Source organism: Candidatus Pantoea formicae, from assembly GCF_011752625.1.
Lineage (GTDB): Bacteria > Pseudomonadota > Gammaproteobacteria > Enterobacterales > Enterobacteriaceae > Pantoea > Pantoea formicae.
This window is the reverse complement of sequence record NZ_VWXD01000012.1, coordinates 67,145-86,288: the sequence shown is the minus strand read 5'-3', so window position 1 is coordinate 86,288 and position 19,144 is coordinate 67,145. Positions and strand designations below refer to the sequence as shown.

General features: G+C 51.8%; 23 protein-coding genes. 8 read left to right on the top strand and 15 right to left on the bottom strand.

Going from position 1 to position 19,144, the window contains the following annotated elements; all coding sequences use genetic code 11:
* Positions 1 to 16 precede the first annotated feature (16 nt).
* On the bottom strand, positions 17 to 292 hold the full coding sequence (gene rpoZ, locus F3J38_RS23500) for a DNA-directed RNA polymerase subunit omega (protein ID WP_034823855.1): 276 nt from the start codon (positions 290 to 292) through the stop codon (positions 17 to 19).
* Between the two features lie 57 nt (positions 293 to 349).
* Positions 350 to 973: a guanylate kinase gene (gene gmk / locus F3J38_RS23495; protein WP_167142726.1), complete on the bottom strand. Its 624-nt coding sequence runs from the start codon at positions 971 to 973 to the stop codon at positions 350 to 352.
* Positions 974 to 1,211: 238 nt separating this feature from the next.
* Here gmk and ligB point away from each other — a divergent pair, with 238 nt between their 5' ends.
* The gene (gene ligB, locus F3J38_RS23490) at positions 1,212 to 2,957 is read left to right on the top strand and encodes an NAD-dependent DNA ligase LigB (RefSeq protein WP_167142723.1); all 1,746 of its coding nucleotides are present in this window, start codon (positions 1,212 to 1,214) and stop codon (positions 2,955 to 2,957) included.
* Here the strand turns inward: ligB and F3J38_RS23485 are convergent.
* The 7 genes from F3J38_RS23485 to F3J38_RS23455 form a co-directional block, all read right to left on the bottom strand.
* A complete protein-coding gene (locus tag F3J38_RS23485) occupies positions 2,898 to 3,515 on the bottom strand; it encodes a trimeric intracellular cation channel family protein (protein ID WP_084935683.1) in 618 nt (205 codons plus the stop codon). The two genes, ligB and F3J38_RS23485, sit on opposite strands and share 60 nt — an antisense overlap.
* Before the next feature lie 311 nt (positions 3,516 to 3,826).
* Entirely contained in the window at positions 3,827 to 4,468 is a 642-nt protein-coding gene (locus F3J38_RS23480; RefSeq protein ID WP_167142720.1) for an oligosaccharide flippase family protein, read from the bottom strand.
* A 74-nt stretch (positions 4,469 to 4,542) separates the two neighbouring features.
* Complete coding sequence (locus F3J38_RS23475; protein WP_167142717.1) at positions 4,543 to 4,809, bottom strand: hypothetical protein; 267 nt, start codon at positions 4,807 to 4,809, stop codon at positions 4,543 to 4,545.
* A gap of 436 nt (positions 4,810 to 5,245) precedes the next feature.
* Complete coding sequence (locus F3J38_RS23470) at positions 5,246 to 5,641, bottom strand: polyketide cyclase (RefSeq protein WP_167142715.1); 396 nt, start codon at positions 5,639 to 5,641, stop codon at positions 5,246 to 5,248.
* A gap of 234 nt (positions 5,642 to 5,875) precedes the next feature.
* Entirely contained in the window at positions 5,876 to 7,309 is a 1,434-nt protein-coding gene (locus F3J38_RS23465) for an efflux transporter outer membrane subunit (RefSeq protein ID WP_240156066.1), read from the bottom strand.
* A gap of 150 nt (positions 7,310 to 7,459) precedes the next feature.
* Positions 7,460 to 8,383 (bottom strand): kdo(2)-lipid IV(A) palmitoleoyltransferase, encoded by a 924-nt coding sequence (gene lpxP / locus F3J38_RS23460; RefSeq protein ID WP_167142709.1) that lies wholly within the window; start codon positions 8,381 to 8,383, stop codon positions 7,460 to 7,462.
* A gap of 421 nt (positions 8,384 to 8,804) precedes the next feature.
* Positions 8,805 to 9,668 (bottom strand): YicC/YloC family endoribonuclease, encoded by an 864-nt coding sequence (locus F3J38_RS23455; RefSeq protein ID WP_167142706.1) that lies wholly within the window; start codon positions 9,666 to 9,668, stop codon positions 8,805 to 8,807.
* Between the two features lie 174 nt (positions 9,669 to 9,842).
* On the opposite strand from F3J38_RS23455, the gene F3J38_RS23450 reads away from it, so the two are divergent.
* The gene (locus F3J38_RS23450; RefSeq protein ID WP_167142802.1) at positions 9,843 to 10,286 is read left to right on the top strand and encodes a DUF3574 domain-containing protein; all 444 of its coding nucleotides are present in this window, start codon (positions 9,843 to 9,845) and stop codon (positions 10,284 to 10,286) included.
* Between the two features lie 41 nt (positions 10,287 to 10,327).
* Here F3J38_RS23450 and F3J38_RS23445 read toward each other — a convergent pair whose 3' ends face one another.
* Positions 10,328 to 11,512 carry a NupC/NupG family nucleoside CNT transporter gene (locus F3J38_RS23445; RefSeq protein ID WP_167142800.1) on the bottom strand — a complete coding sequence of 395 codons (1,185 nt, stop codon included), beginning with the start codon at positions 11,510 to 11,512 and terminating at the stop codon, positions 10,328 to 10,330.
* 146 nt (positions 11,513 to 11,658) lie between these two features.
* Here F3J38_RS23445 and rph point away from each other — a divergent pair, with 146 nt between their 5' ends.
* Both rph and pyrE read left to right on the top strand, forming a co-directional pair.
* Entirely contained in the window at positions 11,659 to 12,375 is a 717-nt protein-coding gene (gene rph, locus F3J38_RS23440) for a ribonuclease PH (RefSeq protein ID WP_167142703.1), read from the top strand.
* Between the two features lie 49 nt (positions 12,376 to 12,424).
* Positions 12,425 to 13,066 carry an orotate phosphoribosyltransferase gene (pyrE, locus tag F3J38_RS23435; RefSeq protein ID WP_034823839.1) on the top strand — a complete coding sequence of 214 codons (642 nt, stop codon included), beginning with the start codon at positions 12,425 to 12,427 and terminating at the stop codon, positions 13,064 to 13,066.
* Positions 13,067 to 13,127: 61 nt separating this feature from the next.
* On the opposite strand, the gene slmA is transcribed toward pyrE, so the two are convergent.
* From slmA to coaBC, 3 genes are all read right to left on the bottom strand, one after another.
* Entirely contained in the window at positions 13,128 to 13,724 is a 597-nt protein-coding gene (gene slmA, locus F3J38_RS23430; protein WP_167142700.1) for a nucleoid occlusion factor SlmA, read from the bottom strand.
* Between the two features lie 117 nt (positions 13,725 to 13,841).
* Entirely contained in the window at positions 13,842 to 14,300 is a 459-nt protein-coding gene (gene dut / locus F3J38_RS23425) for a dUTP diphosphatase (protein WP_167142697.1), read from the bottom strand.
* A complete protein-coding gene (coaBC, locus tag F3J38_RS23420) occupies positions 14,278 to 15,498 on the bottom strand; it encodes a bifunctional phosphopantothenoylcysteine decarboxylase/phosphopantothenate--cysteine ligase CoaBC (RefSeq protein WP_167142694.1) in 1,221 nt (406 codons plus the stop codon). Before coaBC ends, dut begins: the two co-directional genes overlap by 23 nt.
* Positions 15,499 to 15,687: 189 nt before the next feature.
* Between coaBC and radC the strand changes: the two genes are divergently transcribed.
* From radC to mutM, 4 genes are all read left to right on the top strand, one after another.
* Entirely contained in the window at positions 15,688 to 16,344 is a 657-nt protein-coding gene (gene radC, locus F3J38_RS23415) for a RadC family protein (protein ID WP_167142691.1), read from the top strand.
* A 243-nt stretch (positions 16,345 to 16,587) separates the two neighbouring features.
* On the top strand, positions 16,588 to 16,824 hold the full coding sequence (rpmB, locus tag F3J38_RS23410) for a 50S ribosomal protein L28 (RefSeq protein ID WP_007885297.1): 237 nt from the start codon (positions 16,588 to 16,590) through the stop codon (positions 16,822 to 16,824).
* 11 nt (positions 16,825 to 16,835) lie between these two features.
* Positions 16,836 to 17,003: a 50S ribosomal protein L33 gene (gene rpmG / locus F3J38_RS23405; RefSeq protein ID WP_001051798.1), complete on the top strand. Its 168-nt coding sequence runs from the start codon at positions 16,836 to 16,838 to the stop codon at positions 17,001 to 17,003.
* Between the two features lie 70 nt (positions 17,004 to 17,073).
* Entirely contained in the window at positions 17,074 to 17,883 is an 810-nt protein-coding gene (mutM, locus tag F3J38_RS23400) for a bifunctional DNA-formamidopyrimidine glycosylase/DNA-(apurinic or apyrimidinic site) lyase (RefSeq protein ID WP_167142688.1), read from the top strand.
* Here mutM and coaD read toward each other — a convergent pair whose 3' ends face one another.
* Positions 17,884 to 18,369 carry a pantetheine-phosphate adenylyltransferase gene (gene coaD, locus F3J38_RS23395; protein WP_167142685.1) on the bottom strand — a complete coding sequence of 162 codons (486 nt, stop codon included), beginning with the start codon at positions 18,367 to 18,369 and terminating at the stop codon, positions 17,884 to 17,886.
* Positions 18,366 to 19,142 (bottom strand): glycosyltransferase family 2 protein, encoded by a 777-nt coding sequence (locus F3J38_RS23390; RefSeq protein WP_167142683.1) that lies wholly within the window; start codon positions 19,140 to 19,142, stop codon positions 18,366 to 18,368. The genes coaD and F3J38_RS23390 overlap by 4 nt, the downstream gene beginning before the upstream one ends.
* Between the last annotated feature and the right edge of the window lie 2 nt (positions 19,143 to 19,144).

Here is a 19,144-nt window from a genome sequence, read left to right as displayed (position 1 = left end):
GACCTGCAGAGTGCTGTTAACGACGACCTTCAGCGATAGCGGTAACGGCTTGTAACTCAGCGGCTTCCTGCTCTTGCTGCTCCTGACGATCACGCACATCCAGAATCTGGGTAGTGATCAGGCCTTCTTCGATTTCGCGCAGGGCGATAACGGTGGCTTTATCGTTCTCTTCTGGAACCAGCGGATCTTTTCCGCCTACCTGCATCTGACGTGCACGACGTGCAGCGACCAACACCAGGTCAAAACGGTTACCAATTTTCTCTACTGCGTCCTGAACGGTTACGCGTGCCATAGGTGTGCTACTCCACAGATGATGAAGAAATGACTGGGCATAATACTGAAAGTGACTTCAGACTGCCAATAGTTTGCTGATTAAAGCGTCATGTCGCGATTTTTGGCGACTCATACGCAGACGTTCTGCGCGAATAATGTGTTTCAGGTCTGTCAACGCCAGGTCGAAATCATCATTCACAATCAGATAGTCGTATTCGGCGTAGTGGCTCATCTCCGCCACGGCTTGTGCCATGCGGCGGGCGATGACCTCTTCGCTATCCTGACCGCGGCCACGCAGGCGGCGATCCAGCTCTTCGGTTGACGGTGGCAACACGAAAATGCTGCGTGCTGCAGGCATTTTCTGACGAATTTGCTGCGCACCTTGCCAATCGATATCTAAAAACACATCCACACCGGTCGCCAGCACGCGCTCAATCGCGGCGCGCGAGGTGCCGTAGTAATTGCCGAACACTTCCGCATGTTCGAGGAAGTCGTCTGCGGCAATCATGGTCTCGAATTCGGGCTTAGAGACGAAGAAGTAGTGCTCACCATGGACTTCACCTGGGCGCACGCCGCGGGTGGTATGAGAAACAGACACCTGCGTATCGTACAGCGGCTGTGTCTTTAACAGTGCCTGAATCAGGCTGGATTTACCCGCGCCGCTAGGGGCGGAAACAATATAAAGCGTGCCTTGAGCCATGGTTATCTTGAATTGAGTAAAGAGCGGAGTCGATTTCCTGCACAGTATACACGGCTTAAGCGTGCCACGCAGCGTTTGCCGCTGAGCCTGGGCAATTCTTTTTCTGTGAGCCACCTTTTAAAGCTGAATAAGATGCTGCGAACCCGGCAAAAAGTCAGGAATCTGGCTCTCTCTTTTTGCCTTCCCGGCTGGTAATCAACAAAGCGGAACTCTCCAATAGGCAAAAAGGAGAGTCACGATGAAAGGATGGCTGTGTCTGTGCTATGGGTTGATGAGTACGGGAAGTTGGGCGGCGGAGGCCCTGTGTCCCGGTTGGGCACCCGTGCGTGCTGAGCAAGAGATAGTGAAGCTACAAAGCCAGCTGCGCCATTGGGATGATGCTTATTACCGACAGGGCACCAATCTGGTTAGCGATGCCGATTACGATAGCCTGCAACAGCGGCTACAGAATTGGCAGCGCTGTTTCACACCTGAACGCTCAGAGGATGAGCCTCAGTTGAAAACGGACGGTACAACACGTCATCCGGTTGCGCACACTGGCGTTCGCAAGCTACGCGACATACGTGCGGTGGCTTACTGGATGCAGGATAAAGCGCCACTTTGGATACAACCCAAGGTCGATGGGGTGGCAGTCACTCTGGTGTATCGGCACGGTAAGTTGGTGTCTTTGATCAGCCGTGGTGACGGTTTGCGTGGGGAGGAGTGGCTGGCAAAAGCCTCACACATTCCAGCTATTCCGTTGCGCATCAAGACTGATCTTGATGACGTCGTACTGCAAGGCGAATTGTTCCTGCAAATGACCGATCATCAACAGGCGCGTGACGGTGGCAAAAATGCCCGGGCGCAAGTTGCGGGTGCGATGATGCGCCATGAAGCCTCAGCGCTGTTGTCACAACTCGGCCTCTTTATTTGGTCATGGCCCGATGGCCCCGAGCAGATGGCGGAACGCCTGCAACAGTTATCACACTGGGGAATGGATTTAGCGCAGCAATGGAGTCGCCAGGTCAACAACGAAGAAGAGGCCGCCGTATGGCGCGATCGCTGGTTTCATGCAGCGTTGCCATTTGTCACTGATGGTGTGGTCATTCACCAATCGCCAATGCGCGATGGGCGTGACTGGCAGCCTGGGCAGGGCAGTTGGTCGGCTGCATGGAAGTATCAGCCCGTTGAGGTGAGCACTGAGGTGCTATCGGTGGATTTCAACATTGGCAGAACGGGGAAAATCGCGGTGGTGCTGAATGTGCTTCCGGTGCAGTTAGATGACAAAACGGTACGGCGGGTGAATATCGGCTCACTGCGCCGTTGGCGCGAGCGAGATGTGGTTGCTGGTGACCAGATAACCCTGGCGCTGGCCGGTCAGGGCATCCCACGGCTAGAGCGGGTGATATGGCGTGTTGCGCAGCGTGATTACCCTACAGCACCTCAGCCGAATGCCTATGATGCTCAGACATGCCTGACTTTCAGCGCCGAATGTCGCCTGCAATTTTTATCTCGTCTGAGCTGGCTTAGCCAGAAGTCGGTACTGGATATTCCGGGTATGCAGCGCATTAGTTGGCAACGTTTACTCAATGGCGGCGCAATCACTCATCTCTTTTCCTGGCTCACGCTCACCCCGGCACAAATCGCACAAACCGACGGCATTTCCCTTCAGCGCGCACAGCATATCTGGCAACATTTTCACCTGACTCGGCGGCAGCCTCTTCGTCGCTGGGTCAGTGCGCTTGGTTTACCGCTACCCCGTGCGGCACTGCAATCGTTACCTGATACGGAGTGGTCACACTTGCTGGACCGCTCCACTGGGGATTGGCAGCAGTTACCTGGTATTGGCCCAGTATTAGCTCAACGCATTGTGGCTATGTTGCAAGATAGCGAGTTGCGGCAACTGATACTTTTTTTGCAGCAGCAGGGTATTCCTGCTGCTCACTCAGTGCTCGGGATGGGGGTAATTGAAGATGGGCAACCCGAGACGGAAGCGCAACGCTAACAGACGGGCAAAGAAACCGAAGAGCAGTGTGATGATCACCACGGCTTCATTGGGCAGTGGCGTTTTCAGTAACAAGATATAGAGCCAGCCGGACGCGAAGGCGATGCCTGCATAGAGCTCTTTCTGAAACACCAGCGGGATGCGGTTACAGAACATATCGCGTAGCACGCCGCCAAACACGCCGGTGATCACGGCAGCAATCGCCGCAATGATCGGAGCGTGTCCGGCATCAAGCGCGACCTGGGCACCAATAATTGAAAACACCACCAGACCAAGCGCGTCCAGCACCAGAAACACTTTGCGCAAATGGTTCATCAGTGGGGCGACGAAGGTGGTGACCACAGCTGCTGCGGCCACAATCATGATGTATTCGGGGTTCTTTACCCAACTGAGTGGATAATGCCCGAGCAAGATGTCTCGCACGGATCCTCCGCCGATAGCGGTGACCGAGGCAATGATAATCACACCAAACAGATCCATTTTACGACGCCCTGCTGCCAGCGCGCCGGTCATGGCTTCGGCGGTGATGCCAATAATATAGAGAACGGTTAATAACATAGAGCACTCCAGAAGATTGGCGGCAAGCCTAAAGATTTCCCAGAGTCTAGACCACTGAGTTTTTCTCAATATGACGCCATCGGATTAGCCATTTTGATGACGAACATGCTAACAGCCTTAGCAGAAGGGATAAATCAGTAGTGATATGCAGATTTGCATAAAAAAATGTGATGTGAAAAAGGGAAGGGATGGCAATCGGCGTTGTGGCTAAAGCGCTTGCTGCGTCAAAAAGAAAAAAGCGTGCTGGCGACCAGCACGCGAACGCATCCTCTCAGATGCCCAGAGCCCACCATACAGACTTGTTTTTATTATCAGTTTCTTGCTCGCACATTTGCGAAACTTTTCAGGCTAAAACGGTATTCTGGTTGGAACCAGGAGCGACCGTAGTAGCAGTAAACCAACATTCTGATAGAGACCATGGCGAGGTATCCCCAGATGGCGCAAAGCACTGAAGGGGTCAGCCAGACAGTAAACAGCGTAATACCCAGGCCTACCAGAACTGATGACGTCTCAGTAAAGGCAATGCGTGAAAATTGTTTTTCCCGCTGCAATATAGCCCGGTAGTGTTGCCCCTGTGGAATAATAATGAAAATCACCGAAATCATTTCCAGCATAATTGCCATTTCCGGTTGATTCATTATTCGGCTGTAAAGGTCGCTTCCAATAAATAGTGCGGCGAATATCGTTATTCCACTGAGTACATTTCCCCAGTATAAAATGGAGAGTTCACTGTTATTCAGGTTTTTATTTCTTATTGCCGCGTTGCCAAATCCACGATCAGCCAGGGTGTCAATAGCCAATAAAATAATGATGGCAATAGCGAGTAAATCTAACTCGTTTGCCTGGAGTATTTGAGCCAGAAGTGAAAGTTGTAAAACACCAATGCCGACGATTTTAATCGATGACAAAATTGACCATTTGGCACTGGCCAAATTTTTTTCTTTTATCGTCATATTCTGCTCGTTATGGTACATGTACCAGTACAATTGAGGGTTTGCCCGGGCTGAAGCCCAGCGTACAGATCACATCAATGCAGCGTTTCCTGACGCAGCCCTGAAATACCTTTCAGAGATTGCCACGTAAAGATGCATTCAATTAGATGATGCTCTGAATGTAAAAAGATGACCCTGGCGCATAATTGTTTTTTTGTCTCGTCGGTATCTCCTCCTGTTAGGAGGAAATCCGCAAGATCATTATAAAATCCCTTTGCATTGTTATATTCCCCGGCCAGCATCCTTCTGGCAATCTCAACAAATTCTTTTTCTGATAACAAAGGATAAGTTGAGCGATCCATGTTATTTCCCTGCTGTTGTTATTATTGTGTGTTGCTGTGTGTGAATGAGTTATACCGCGTTTTAATTAAATTAACACCATAAGAAAACTCCTATAAATACACTTCAGGAATAAATGGTTTCAGACTTTGCATCTGAATTAATAAGGCGCCTGATTTATTATTTATTAGTGTTTTTCTACATTTGGATATGAAAACCAGTGAGCCAATTGAGCGGGTGCATAAAAACATCGATAAATCATAGGGTGTCAGAAAAACTTATCTCACTCTCACCAGGAATTTTCCTGGTGAGAAGACTTTAGCCAGACTGGTGATTAGCGAGGGAGACAGTAATAATTTCCCAAGAACAGTTAAACGCTGCTGAGTGAAAAAAATGGATTTTTTTAGTGATTACAGCCAGCGTAATTTGAAACACCAATGATTTTATAATGCATTGATTCTAATGAGTTAATAGATGAAGGAGTTGATCAAGGTCTCGCTTAACCCACGCGACATCCTGTGCAAATTTTTCATCAGACATCAAGGGCTGGCGATAAACGACCATGACAACCTCTGCGCCCTGTTCGTTGGCAATCACCCGCATTGGCATATAAATCTCTTTACCGATACCGGTATCAATCCAGTGATCCATCACACCAAACGGGTTATGGGGTGTAAAACGGATTTTCACTGAGCCTTCAGGCCCTTTCGCTTTCCAGTAGTTACCCTCTTGCGTCAGGGTGCTGGCACTTAACCCGCTAGCCCATTTCGCAAAGCATTCAGGTTTCCAGATGGTTTCATATAAATCTAACCAGTTACGTGGGATGGTTAGCGTGACTGTCTGAGATGGCAGCATGGAACCTCCAGTTGAGCAGATAAGCCGACGATAACAGGCGACAACATGATAGGGCTGTGTGTAATACACGCCCGAAACATTTTTACCTTATCTGAAGGCCAGCCTGCTGCAAATGGCACGCTGGTGGAAATGTGGTGTGAGTGAGGTTTCCTGCTAAAAGTCTTTTCCTGCCTGTCGCAAGAGTCCGCAATATTGCGGACTCTTGTTTAGCCATCACAGCTGCGCGTTGTGCATTTATCCCTTTTTGGCTGGTGTACTGCCTTGGAATCCGCCGCCCAAATCTTCAATTAGCACGACGGCCAGATTGATTTGCTGTGCCTGCAGCGCCACCAGTTTTTGATCGGATTCAATGAGCTGATTCTGGATGGTCAGGACATCGAGATAAGGGCGAAGTCCCGCAGCATATTCACGGTGTAAATCATCCCATGCGCTGTGAATCAATTGGTTAGCACTCTGTTGCTGGGCTAACTGATCCTGAATGGACTGTAGCTGCGTGATGGTATCGCTGATGTTGCCCAATGAACCGATCAGCAGCTTGTTGTACTGCGCCACAGCTAAATCCCAGTTAGCATCGCTCTCCGCCAGGTCGGCGCGTCGTTTACCGGCATCAAAAATGGGCAGTGACAGGCTTGGGCCAACGTTAAAGAAGCGACTCGGTGCGCCGAAGAAAGCATCCCCTAACAGCGAACGCGTTCCTGCTTCTGCCACAAGGTTAATATTGGGATAAAACTCGGTTTTGGTTGCGGCAATCTGCTTCGAGGCCGCTTCAACACGCCAGCGAGCAGCGACCACATCGGGACGGCGCCCAAGCAACTCTGCTGGGATAGTGCCTGGCAGCGTTGCGGCGACCGGTACGTTCATTTTCGCTGGCTTTAGCTGGTGCCAATAATCGGGTCCTTTGCCAATCAGTGTCGATAGCTGGATTCCCGCATCAGTGACGCTCTGCTTAGCTTCGGTCAGGCTGGCCTCGGCAGTTTTCTGCTCTGACAGTGCCTGCTTGTATTGATAGTCCGACGTCAATCCGGCACTGACGTACTGTTGCTGGATTTTAGCGATGCCATCAGACCGGTCGGCATTCTGTTTAGCCAACTCAGCGTTGGACCAAGCCAGATTAAGGTTGTTCCATGCGCGTGTTACGTTGGCTGCGAGGGTCAGTTGGCTGGCCTGACGATCTAATTCGCTTGCCCGAGCCTGGCCAATTGCGGCTTCGGCTGCATCTTTTTTACCACCCCACAAATCGAAGGTGTAGCTCATCCCAATGTTGGCAGTGCGCAGCGTGCTGTAGGTTTTGCCCTGCAGCAGCGGGTCATCCACTTTCGCGACGCGTGAGCGCGTTATCCCTGCATTGAGGTCAACGTCTGGGTAACGCTCAGCATCTGCGGCAATCACCTGGGCGTTAGCTTTATCAGCTTGCGCGTTGACGATCTGTAAATCAGGGCTGGACTGCATCGCATCAGCGATCAATTGGTTCAGCTGGGTATCGTTAAAGCTCCGCCACCAGTCGCTTTTAGGCCAGTTGGCGGCACTGAAGTGGGCATTTTTTAACGATTCGTTGGCCTGAAGCGAGTTAGCATCGAGGAGTTTATTACGGGTGTGTAAGCCATGTGGATTGGCGCAGCCAGCCAACAGGGCAATAGCAACGGCAAGCGTCAGACGTTTTGTTGTCAATTGCAGAGTCATGTTTTTGATCAGAATAGGAGAGAGCAGACCATTACATGAGTCTGTGCAAATTTTGACAAACCTGTTTTTCGTTAAGAATGGTTGGGAAATGTGAGTGACAAAAAGGAGCAGCAGACGAGTGCCTGCTGCATCAATAGATTACACGTAAAGTGAAGCTTCACCTGGTGGGCGAGTTTTAAAACGACGGTGCAGCCAAAGATACTGCTCTGGCGCACGCAGGATCTCTTTCTCAATAACTCTGTTCATATAAGCCGCTGCCGCCGCTTCATCTTCATAAGGATAGTTTTGCAATTCCGGCTGAATAATCAGCTGGTAACCGCTCTTATCGCTATTACGAATCAGCACAATTGTCAGCATGGCTGGCTTAGCCAAACGTGACAATACGAAAGTCCCGTTCGTGGTTGCGGCTTTCTCGACGGCAAACAGCGGTGCGAACACGCTGCCTTTTGGACCATAATCCTGATCCGGTGCAAACCACACGGCTTCACCCTGTTTCAGCGCCTGTACCATGCCACGCAGATCGCGGCGGTCAATCATTGCTTTATTGGAACGCATGCGGCCTTTAGTCTGCGCCCACTCCATCGCCTGATTGTTATGTGGACGGTACATCGCCATCATCGGCTGACAGAGCCCGGTAATACGACCACCCAGTTCCAGCGACATAAAATGCACGCCAATTGCCATCACGCCGCGATGATTCTGCTGGGCATTTTGCAAGTTGTGGAGCCCTTCAACACGGAAAAAGCGGCGCACACGCGCATCTGACCAAAACCAGGCAATCCCGGTTTCCGCCAGTGCCATGCCCAGTGATTCAAAGTTGCCCGCAATTAGCACCTCTTTGTCTTCCTCGTTGATATGTGGGAAGCAAAGCTCAATGTTGCGACGGGTAATACGCTCACGACGTTTAAGAAAGTGGCGTGACAGCTTGCCGGCAGACGCGCCAAGCCGAATTAAAATGGGATAAGGGAGTTGCACCAGCAGCCAAAGCACACCCAAGCCAAACCAGGTAAACCAGTAACGAGGATGCAAAAGTTTTGAACAGAATTGCCCGTTTTTCTTCATAACGCCTTCAGGGAAAGGGTGAATGTATCGCGCAAAGAAGGGGGTCCATGAATTCCTGGCGGTACGACTGTGTTAATTACGACCAGTAGATTAGCAAATAGTGCCTTTAAAGAAACGCAAACTCTGCAATCTTTAAGATTGAGAGGTTTCATTGAGGTTAGCATTTTCTGCATGCGAAACGCATGCTCAGGGATAAATTATCTATGATTAACAGCTATATAGTTGAATTTGGTGATAGTTAATGGTGTGAATTTATGGTCATGTTTGTTCAGTAATTGACACGCATACACATCAAAGTTTTCACAATCTTTACATTGAAAAGATAGAAAATTGGTCTAGCGGGTAAGCGAGGCGTGAAGAAAGTGTTGCGGTATTGAAATGGCCCGACGACCCGGGCCTCAAAATAACAGGAGAGTTAACGCTACTCGATGTTCTGAATCTGCTCGCGCATCTGCTCAATCAACACTTTCAACTCAATCGCAGAAGCTGTGATATCCGCGTTGATAGACTTCGATGCCAGCGTGTTGGATTCACGGTTGAACTCTTGCATCATAAAGTCGAGGCGACGGCCCACGGCTTCTTTTTTCTTCAGAATGCTGTAAGTCTCTTTAACGTGGGCATCCAGCCTATCGAGTTCTTCGGCCACATCAATGCGCTGCGCCATCATCACCAATTCTTGTTCCAGGCGATTGTTTTCCAACTGAACTTCAGCTTCCTCCAGTTTGGTTAACAGACGCTCACGCTGCCATTTCAGCACTTCCGGCATTTGCGCGCGCACTTTGCTCACCTCGAGCGAAACGCCTTCCAGGCGCTGTTCAATCAGCGATTTCAGCGCAGTGCCTTCACTTTCACGCGCCACGATGAAGTCATCAAGTGCACTATCCAATGCGGCCAGCAGTTCGGTATTGATAGCATCGAGATCCTGCTCTTGCGCTGACATCACGCCAGGCCAACGCAGAATATCCAGCGGGTTGATCGCGCCTTCATCCGTTTGCAATTTTACCCAGTTGGCAGCCCGGACGAGTTGTTTGGCGAGCGCCTCATTCAGTTGCAGTTCACCTTGTGCAGAGGGATCTGCGTCAAACCGCAGGTTGCACTCAATTTTTCCGCGCGTCAGGCGATTGCGGATACGCTCACGGATCATGGGTTCCAGGCTGCGAAACTGCTCTGGTAGGCGGATATAGGTTTCCAGATAGCGTTGGTTAACCGAACGGAGTTCCCAGGCGGCGCTTCCCCAGTGGCCTTTGGCTTCGCGGCGGGCGTAGGCGGTCATGCTGCGGATCATAAGCTTGTACTCATTTTCAGGAATGTTATCCGCATTATAGTGACGGGAGTGGAACCATGATAGGCATAAGCGCAATCAGCTTGTGTCATCCTCCGCTTTCAGTGAAAAGGATGACGAATCCACTCTTCACAACCTATGATGTTCTTTGTGTTACTTAAAACGTCTGAGGCTATGATGTTGAATAAATTGGCGATGCCGCTGGTTCTCGTTCTCTTTCTGGCCGGATGCCAGACACCTTCTGAAACCCGTGAACAGATTCCACCCAACACCGCTCCTGTCGCCGTGTGCGGCTCAGGAGACATCATGATGCAAACCACGTTGTGGTTCGGTATGAACAAACCGAAAGGTGGCACGGTGAGCAGCAGCGAATGGCAGCAATTTGTCGATAAGGATGTGACACCCAAGTTTAAAGAGGGGCTTTCGGTGTATGAGGGCAAAGGCCAGTGGCTGGGCAATGACGGGAAGCTGGCACGAGAAAACAGCAAAGCGTTAATGTTGATCCATCAGCCAGATCGCGCCAGTTCCGACAGCATCAATGCATTGCGTGACATCTATAAAAAGCGTTTCGAACAGGATTCTGTGATGCGTGTGGATGCTTTGGTGTGCGTGGCGTTCTAACAATTTGAAGGGCGCACTGAATGAAGTGCGCCCTGGTCGTGTTAAATAAACAGACCGGCAAACGCCGCTGATAGCAGGCTCACCAGCGTCGAGCCATACACCAGCTTCCAGCCAAAGCGTGAAACCACGTTACCTTGGCGCTCATTCAGCCCTTTTATCGCCCCTGCGACAATACCTATTGAAGCGAAGTTAGCGAACGACACAAGAAACACGGACAAAATGCCCAGTCCGCGCGGTGTCATTTCCGCTGCCACCTTTTTCAGCTCAATCATGGCGACAAATTCATTTGCCACCAGTTTGGTGGCCATGATGCTTGCCGCCTGCAAGGCATCGGCGGAAGGAATGCCAATCAACCACGCAAAGGGATAGAACACATAACCGAGCAGCTGTTGGAAGCTATAGCCAAACACGGCAGCAAACAGGGCATTAATGGCCGCGATTAACGCGATAAAGCCAATCAGCATCGCCAGAATAATCATCGCCACCTTAAAACCGGCCAGAATATATTCACCCAGCATCTCAAAGAAGCTCTGATCTTCATGCAGCTTATCCAGTGCAATCTGCTCTTCATTTTCTGGGCGTGTCGGGTTGATGATCGACAGGATGATAAAGGTGCTGAACATATTAAGTAGCAGCGCAGCAACCACATATTTCGCATCAATCATCGACATATAGGCACCGACAATAGACAGCGACACTGTGGACATCGCTGTCGCAGCCATGGTGTACATGCGCGGCGCGGAGATATCGCCGAGAATCCCTTTATAAGCGATGAAGTTTTCAGATTGGCCAAGAATCAAGGTACTGACGGCGTTAAACGACTCCAGTTTGCCCATGCCATTCACCTTCGACAACAATGTGCCGACCAGACGAATCAGCAGTGGCAGAATGCGCCAGTGCTGCAAAATGCCGATCAGTGCCGAGATGAACACAATCGGGCAGAGCACGCCGAGGAAAATAAAGGCCAGTCCCTGTTTTGCCATGTTACCGAAGACAAAGTCGGTGCCTTGTGCCGCGAAGGTTAATAAGGTTTCGAAGAAACCGCCGACGGCGGTCACGACTGCCTGACCGCCCGCTGAGTGCAGAAAGAACCAGCCAAGCGCGGCCTCGACAATTAATAATTGAATAATAAAACGCGGACGAATCCGTTTGCGGTCATGGCTGACCAATAGCGCAAGGGCGAAGATCACCGCCAACGCAAACAGGAAATGGAGTATCGCTGTCATCATGTGTCTTTTTATGTGAGGAAAGGGCGCATTTAGCCACAGCTGCGGCGAAATTTCATCCGGGAAAAGTGCCGCATGTGGGCAGGACAGCCGCGCATGAAGTCCGTATAATGCGCAGCCAAACCTAAGCAAGCCGGAGAGAAACCATGCGTCCAGCAGGCCGTAACGCATCTGATGCGCGTCCCGTCACCCTCACTCGTCACTACACCAAACACGCTGAAGGCTCTGTCCTTGTCGAGTTCGGCGAAACCAAAGTGCTGTGTACCGCCACTGTTGAAGAAGGTGTGCCGCGCTTCCTTAAGGGTAAAGGTCAGGGCTGGGTTACCGCTGAATATGGCATGCTGCCGCGTTCAACTCATAGCCGTATGGCGCGTGAAGCCGCCAAAGGTAAGCAAGGCGGACGTACACTCGAAATTCAACGTCTGATTGCCCGTTCGCTCCGTGCTGCCGTGGATTTAGAGGCGTTAGGTGAATTCACTATCACATTAGATTGCGACGTAATTCAGGCGGATGGCGGTACGCGTACGGCTTCTATTACCGGTGCCTGCGTGGCGTTGGCCGACGCGCTGAATGCGCTGGTCGTGGCGGGTAAACTGAAAGCCAGCCCATTAAAAGGCATGGTGGCTGCTATCTCGGTGGGCATTGTCGGAGGAGAGGCGCTGTGCGATCTGGAGTATGTCGAGGATTCTGCGGCTGAAACCGATATGAACGTGGTGATGACGGAAGATGGCCGCATGATTGAAGTGCAGGGCACCGCCGAAGGCGAACCGTTCAGCCATGAAGAGTTACTGCAACTGTTGGCGCTGGCACGAGGCGGCATTGAGCAGTTGATTCAGGCGCAAAAAGCAGCGTTAGCAAATTGATTTAACAGGCGACCACAGAGTCGCCTTTTCTTTATTTGAGGAGTGATAAATGAAAGCCTGGCAACGTCAGTTTATTGAATTCGCCCTGAACAAAGGCGTGCTGAAGTTTGGCGAGTTTACCCTGAAATCAGGTCGTAAAAGCCCCTATTTCTTTAACGCTGGTTTATTTAACACAGGGCGTGATTTAGCGCTGCTGGGACGCTTCTACGCGCAAGCGCTGGTGGATGGCGGCGTTGATTTTGATCTGCTGTTCGGTCCTGCTTATAAGGGTATTCCCATCGCGACCACGACCGCAGTGGCACTGGCCGATCATCACGACCGTGACGTGCCTTACTGCTTTAATCGCAAAGAAGCCAAGGATCACGGAGAAGGCGGCTTGCTGGTGGGCAGCCCACTGCAGGGTAAGGTGATGTTGGTGGATGATGTGATTACAGCGGGCACCGCGATTCGTGAATCGATGGATATCATCAGTGCACACAATGCGACCCTCGCGGGCGTGATGATTTCACTGGATCGTCAGGAGCGTGGTCGGGGTGATATCTCCGCGATTCAGGAAGTAGAGCGTGATTATCAGTGCAAAGTCACCGCAATTATTACGTTGGCTGAGTTGATTGATTACCTGGAAGAGAAGCCAGAGATGGCAGACCATCTGGCAAAAGTACGGGCGTATCGTAAAGAGTACGGCATTTAAGGTTTTCGCTTTGTACTGAACCGTAGCGGCGCCATTTTTTTTTGCGCCGCTACGCTATGTATTACACCAACTGGGCAGCAATCAGCGGCCAGCGGGTGTCAAAATCCGCTGTTGGACGAAAGCGAAATTCAGAACGCACATAACGCGACAGTAACCCCTCGCAAAATGCCAGAAGTTGGCTGGCCAGCAGCGTTTCATCTGTCTGAAAACCTTCACCATCACGCATTTTTTTCTCACGCATCACCTGACGCAGTTGCACCTCGATGCGTTCGAACAGTTGGTTAATACGCCCTTGCAGGCGGTCCTGCTCAAACATCAACGCGTGACCTGTCAAAATACGCGTCAGCCCCGGATTACGCTCACCAAATCCCAGAACCAGCTGCACAATCAAACGCAGACGTGCATGGGTCTCTTTTTCATCTTTCAGGATAAGATTGATGCGGGTAATCAGACTGTCTTCAATAAACTCGATAAGGCTATCGAACATCCGCGTTTTGCTAGGGAAGTGACGATACAGTGCCGCTTCCGAAACGCCGACATTGGCTGCCAGCTTGGCGGTGGTGATGCGCTGACTGCCATCGCTCGACTCTAGCATTTGCGCCAGTGCCTGCAAAATTTCTTCGCGACGGTTTCGTTTCGCGACTTTTTTTTCTGCCATGACCTTCAAGACCCCTGAAATTCACCAAAAACAGGCAATACGGCCTCATCTGCCACTGACTGGGTGACCTGTGGCAGATGAGAAATAAAAAGATGGCTAAGCGAAAAGTGTCGCGTATTACTGACGACCAGAGTGGCCAAAGCCACCCGCGCCGCGATCGCTGGTATCAAAATCTTCAACCAGGTTAAATTCTGCCTGTACCACCGGCACGAAGACCAGCTGTGCCAGACGATCCCCCGGCTGCAGCGTAAAGCTCTCCTGACCACGGTTCCACACGGAAACCATTAACTGGCCCTGATAATCGGAGTCGATTAAGCCCACCAGGTTGCCCAGCACGATGCCGTGCTTATGGCCCAAGCCAGAACGCGGCAAAATCACTGCTGCCAGCGCAGGGTCAGCAATGTGAATCGCTAAGCCGGTTGGCACCAGCGTGGTCATGCCTGGGGTAATCTCCAGTGCGCCATCCAGGCAGGCGCGCAGGTCGAGGCCTGCTGAACCCGAGGTTGCATAAGTCGGCAGTGGGAATTCATTACCCACGCGCGCATCAAGAATTTTAACGTCGATTTTTTTCATCATAACGGCTGACAATCTCGTCTATTAATTGTTGGCCAAGGAGCGTCTTATCACTGAGCGGTAAGACTTTCTCTCCTTCCTGCCAAAAAAGGTGAAGAGCATTGGTGTCGCTATTGAATCCCTGCCCGGCCTGCGCAACATTGTTCGCGCAAATCAGGTCCAGGTTTTTCCGCGCCCGTTTTTGCCGCGCGTATTCTTCCACATTCTGGGTTTCAGCAGCAAATCCCACCACATAAGGGCGATTTTTCTGCAGCGCCGCGACGCCTGCGACAATATCCGGGTTTTTCACCAACTGCAGCGTGACGTTATCATCGCCACCCTGTTTTTTGATTTTCTCTGCGGCAATGTTTGCCGCCCGGTAGTCTGCCACGGCTGCGCTGGCAATGAAAATATGTTGTTGGCTGATTTGCGCCATCACCGCCGCTTCCATTTCCAGTGCGCTGCCCACATCCACGCGTGTCACGCCTGCTGGCGTTGGGAGCGTGACCGGACCCGAAATCAACGTGACCTTCGCACCGCGTTTTGCGGCAGCGGCAGCAATGGCATACCCCATTTTGCCGGAGCTGTGGTTGCTGATATAGCGTACCGGGTCCAGTGCCTCACGGGTTGGGCCGGCGTTGATCATAATGTTGAGATGTTGCAGATCGTTGACGGGCTCCGCCCATTCGAGCGCATAAGCCACTATCGCCAGTGGGTCGAGCATGCGCCCTGGGCCAACATCGCCACAGGCTTGGCTGCCGCTGTCGGGACCCCAAATCAGGACGCCTCGCTTCGCCAGACGCTGGAGGTTTTCCTGCGTCACCGCTGCGCGATACATCTGCTGATTCATGGCGGGCACAATGGCCAAAGGGGCATCGCTGGCGAGGCAGGCGGTGGTGACCAGATCGTTCGCCATACCTGCGGTAACGCGCGCAATCAGGTCGGCCGTTGCGGGTGCCAGTACAATTAAGTCCGCCCACTTTGCCAGCTCAATGTGACCCATAGCGGCTTCCGCTGCGGGGTCGAGCAAGTCGTCAAATACCGGATAGCCCGAAACGGCTTGTAAGCTGAGCGGCGTAATGAACGCTTTTGCCGCTTCGGTCATCATCACACGCACGTCTGCGCCGCGATCGCGCAGACGACGCACCAGCTCGGGGGCTTTATAAGCAGCGATACCACCACTCACGCCGAGCAGAATTTTTTTTCCGGCTAATCCCGTCATGTTCCTGGCCTCAACTCAAACGGATTGCCGCGCCAAGCGCGACAGATGTTGGCAACTTTATCACAAAATCCTCCACTCGCCTTTTCACTGCCTGCGACCTTTGCGAGCCGTCTCTGAAATCGTAAAGGGGTAGCTGGTGTCCAACAGGGCAGGCGCGCACAATCGCCCTTCCACAGGGAGGGTAAGGTGATGATGGAACTGGCACCACGGGAAAAACTGGCTATGTTGGGTGCAGAAGCACTGAGTGATGCTGAACTCTTAGCGATTTTTTTGCGTACTGGCAGCTATGGCACCAAGGTTATGGTGCTGGCTCAGCAAATGCTCAATGAATGGGGCTCGCTTTATCGCATTATGACTGCCAGTCAGGAAGAGCTTGGCGTGATGAAAGGCTTGGGCATGGCAAAAATTACACAGCTGCATGCTGTAGCCGAACTTGGCCGACGTTTTTTCACCAGCCAGCTGGCACGAGAAAATGTGATGGAAAATCCTCAAGTGACGCGCCACTACCTGCAAAGTGTGCTGGCGCATCAGGAGCGAGAGGTGTTCATGGCGCTGTTTCTGGATAATCAGCATCGGGTATTGCAGGCACAGAAGATGTTTTCCGGCTCCATCGCCAGTGTTGAGGTGCATCCACGTGAAATTGTGCGCGAAGCGCTGAAACTTAACGCCGCTGCGGTGATCTTGGCGCATAATCATCCCTCTGGCATCGCCGAACCCAGCCGTGCCGATCGTGAAATTACCGGTAAAGTCGGTCAGGCTTGCGCGTTGCTGAATATTCGCTTACTTGACCATTTGGTGATCGGTCACGGCGAGTACACCTCTTTCGCTGAGCGCGGTTGGCTGTAAAACATCCGTCCGATTGGGCAAAAATGATGCGTTTTCGCGCGATCCATTGGGATCTTTATCTGTTCGGGACTTGAGCACTCGGGCTGAGCGGCGTATACTACGCCACCTTTGAGAATCTCGGGTTTGGCGTTTGGGCCAGCTTAGCGGGTTCACATGGAACTCGCTTGGGCGGGCTAAGGCCTGACGAGGCGGCCAAAACCTAGTTTTTAAAGCTCGAGCTGATTTGATTTTTGGAGAATAGAAATGTCACGAGTCTGCCAGGTAACTGGAAAGCGTCCGGTAACGGGTAACAACCGTTCCCACGCAATGAACGCGACGAAACGCCGTTTCCTGCCGAACCTGCACTCTCACCGTTTCTGGGTTGAGAGCGAAAAGCGCTTCGTTACTCTGCGTGTATCTGCTAAAGGTATGCGTGTTATTGATAAAAAGGGCATTGATACGGTTCTGACCGAAATCCGCGCCCGTGGTGAGAAGTACTAAGGAACTGAATCATGGCTAAAGGTATTCGTGAGAAGATCAAGCTGGTTTCCTCTGCTGGTACAGGTCACTTCTATACCACCACGAAGAACAAACGTACTAAACCAGAGAAACTGGAACTGAAAAAGTTCGATCCGGTTGTACGTCAGCACGTGATCTACAAAGAAGCCAAAATTAAGTAATTTTGGTGTTCTTGCGAAAAACCCGGCTTCGGCCGGGTTTTTTGTTTCTGCGGTTTGTTGAGGAGATGACATGCCTGAATTACCAGAGGTAGAAACCAGCCGACGTGGCATTGAGCCACATTTAGTGGGCGCAACCATTTTGCATGCGATAGTGCGTAATCCACGCCTGCGCTGGCCGGTATCGCATGAAATCCACGCGCTGAGCGATCAGCCCGTATTGAGTGTGCAACGTCGTGCGAAATACCTTTTGCTGGAGCTTCAACACGGCTGGATTATTATTCACCTCGGTATGTCCGGCAGCTTACGTATCTTGCCGGGCGAACAACCTGCCGCGAAGCATGACCATGTTGATTTAGTGATGAGCAACGGCAAAGTGCTGCGCTACACCGATCCCCGCCGCTTTGGGGCATGGTTGTGGACAGCAGACCTTGAAGGCAGCAGTGTGCTTTCTCATCTCGGCCCTGAGCCACTCAGTCAAGAATTTGATGGTGCCTATCTGTTTGAAAAGTCGCGCGGTAAACGCACCGTCATTAAACAGTGGTTGATGGATAACAAAGTGGTGGTGGGTGTGGGTAACATCTATGCCAGTGAGTCACTGTTTACTGCGGGGATCTTACCCGATCGTCCTGCAATGAGTTTAAGCCGCGATGAGGCTGAATTGATGGTGGCCACCATCAAAGCCGTGTTATTGCGCTCAATTGAGCAGGGTGGAACGACGCTGCGTGATTTTCTGCAAACTGACGGCAAGCCGGGCTATTTTGCTCAGGAATTGCAAGTTTATGGTCGAGCAGGAGAGCCGTGTCGGGCCTGTGGAACGCCGATTGTCAGCGGCAAACACGGTCAGCGTAGCACGTTCTGGTGCCCACGCTGCCAGCATTAATCAGGGTTGCGCTAACTTCGCCAGCAGTGCCTGATGCACCACGGCAGGTAGAAATGCCTGCACATCGCCTTTGTGACGCGCGACTTCCTTTACCAGAGAGGATGACACAAAGGAGAACCCTTCGGACGGCATCAGGAACACACTTTCAAGCGTAGGGAGCAAGTGGCGGTTCATCTGCGCTAGCTGTAATTCATACTCGAAATCCGAAACCGCACGCAGACCGCGCACCAGCACATTAGCGTTTTGTGTTCTGGCAAAGTTCGCCATCAAATCGCTAAAGCCCACAATCTCGACATTCGGTAAATGCGCTGTGGCTTGGCGCGCCAAATCCACACGCTCATCCAGACTAAACAGCGGCTTTTTGCTAGGGCTGGCAGCAATCGCGACCACGATGCGGTCAAACATCTGCGCGGCACGTGTCACAATATCCAGATGACCCAGGGTGATGGGATCGAAAGTGCCGGGATAAATCGCTTTAGTGCTCATACGCGGCCTTGTGTTGAGGTGTGATGCAGCGCCCAGAGCGCTGAGTATTTGTTAAAGGTGTACTGTGCGTTCACCACAGCCAGTATCCAACCCTGTTTCCCATCGAGAAAACCGGCACGCAGCAGCAGCGTTTTGAGGAACGCGCCGAGGGTATGGCTGAAAACAGAGAAAATTCCACAACGTTTACCGCGCTGAAACCGCTCCTGTGCCCAGGCTTCGGCATAATTCATCTGTTTGCGCTGAAAAGCGATCAGGTCGCGGCAGGTCAGGTGTTGTAAATCGCCTGTCAGAGCAACAACGGGAGCGCCTTGCGTTTCCAGCGATTCATGTACCAGGTTGTCATTATAATTGAGGGCACGCGGATAGAGACGCATCACGCGATCGGGGTACCAGCCGCTGTGTCGCATAAAGCGTCCCAGAAACAAATTGCTGCGCCCCAAGCTATAAACCTTATTCGAGGCCGGCTGTTCCAGTACCTGTTCGATGGCGTGGCGCAATGCTGGCGTCACACGTTCATCGGCATCCAGCATTAAAATCATATCGCCGCTGGCAAAGGCCTGTGCGCGCTGACGCTGTTTCCCGAACCCGTCCCAACCGTTCGCCTGATAAACGTGTGCACCCAGCGCACGGGCAACGTCTGCGGTGGCGTCATGGCTGCCGGAATCCAGCACCACAATCTCATCCGCCCAACTGACCGAGGCCAATGCTTCCGGCAGCAGTTCAGCTTCGTTTTTGGCGATCATCACCACGGAAAGACGTTGGCGTTGCGACATGA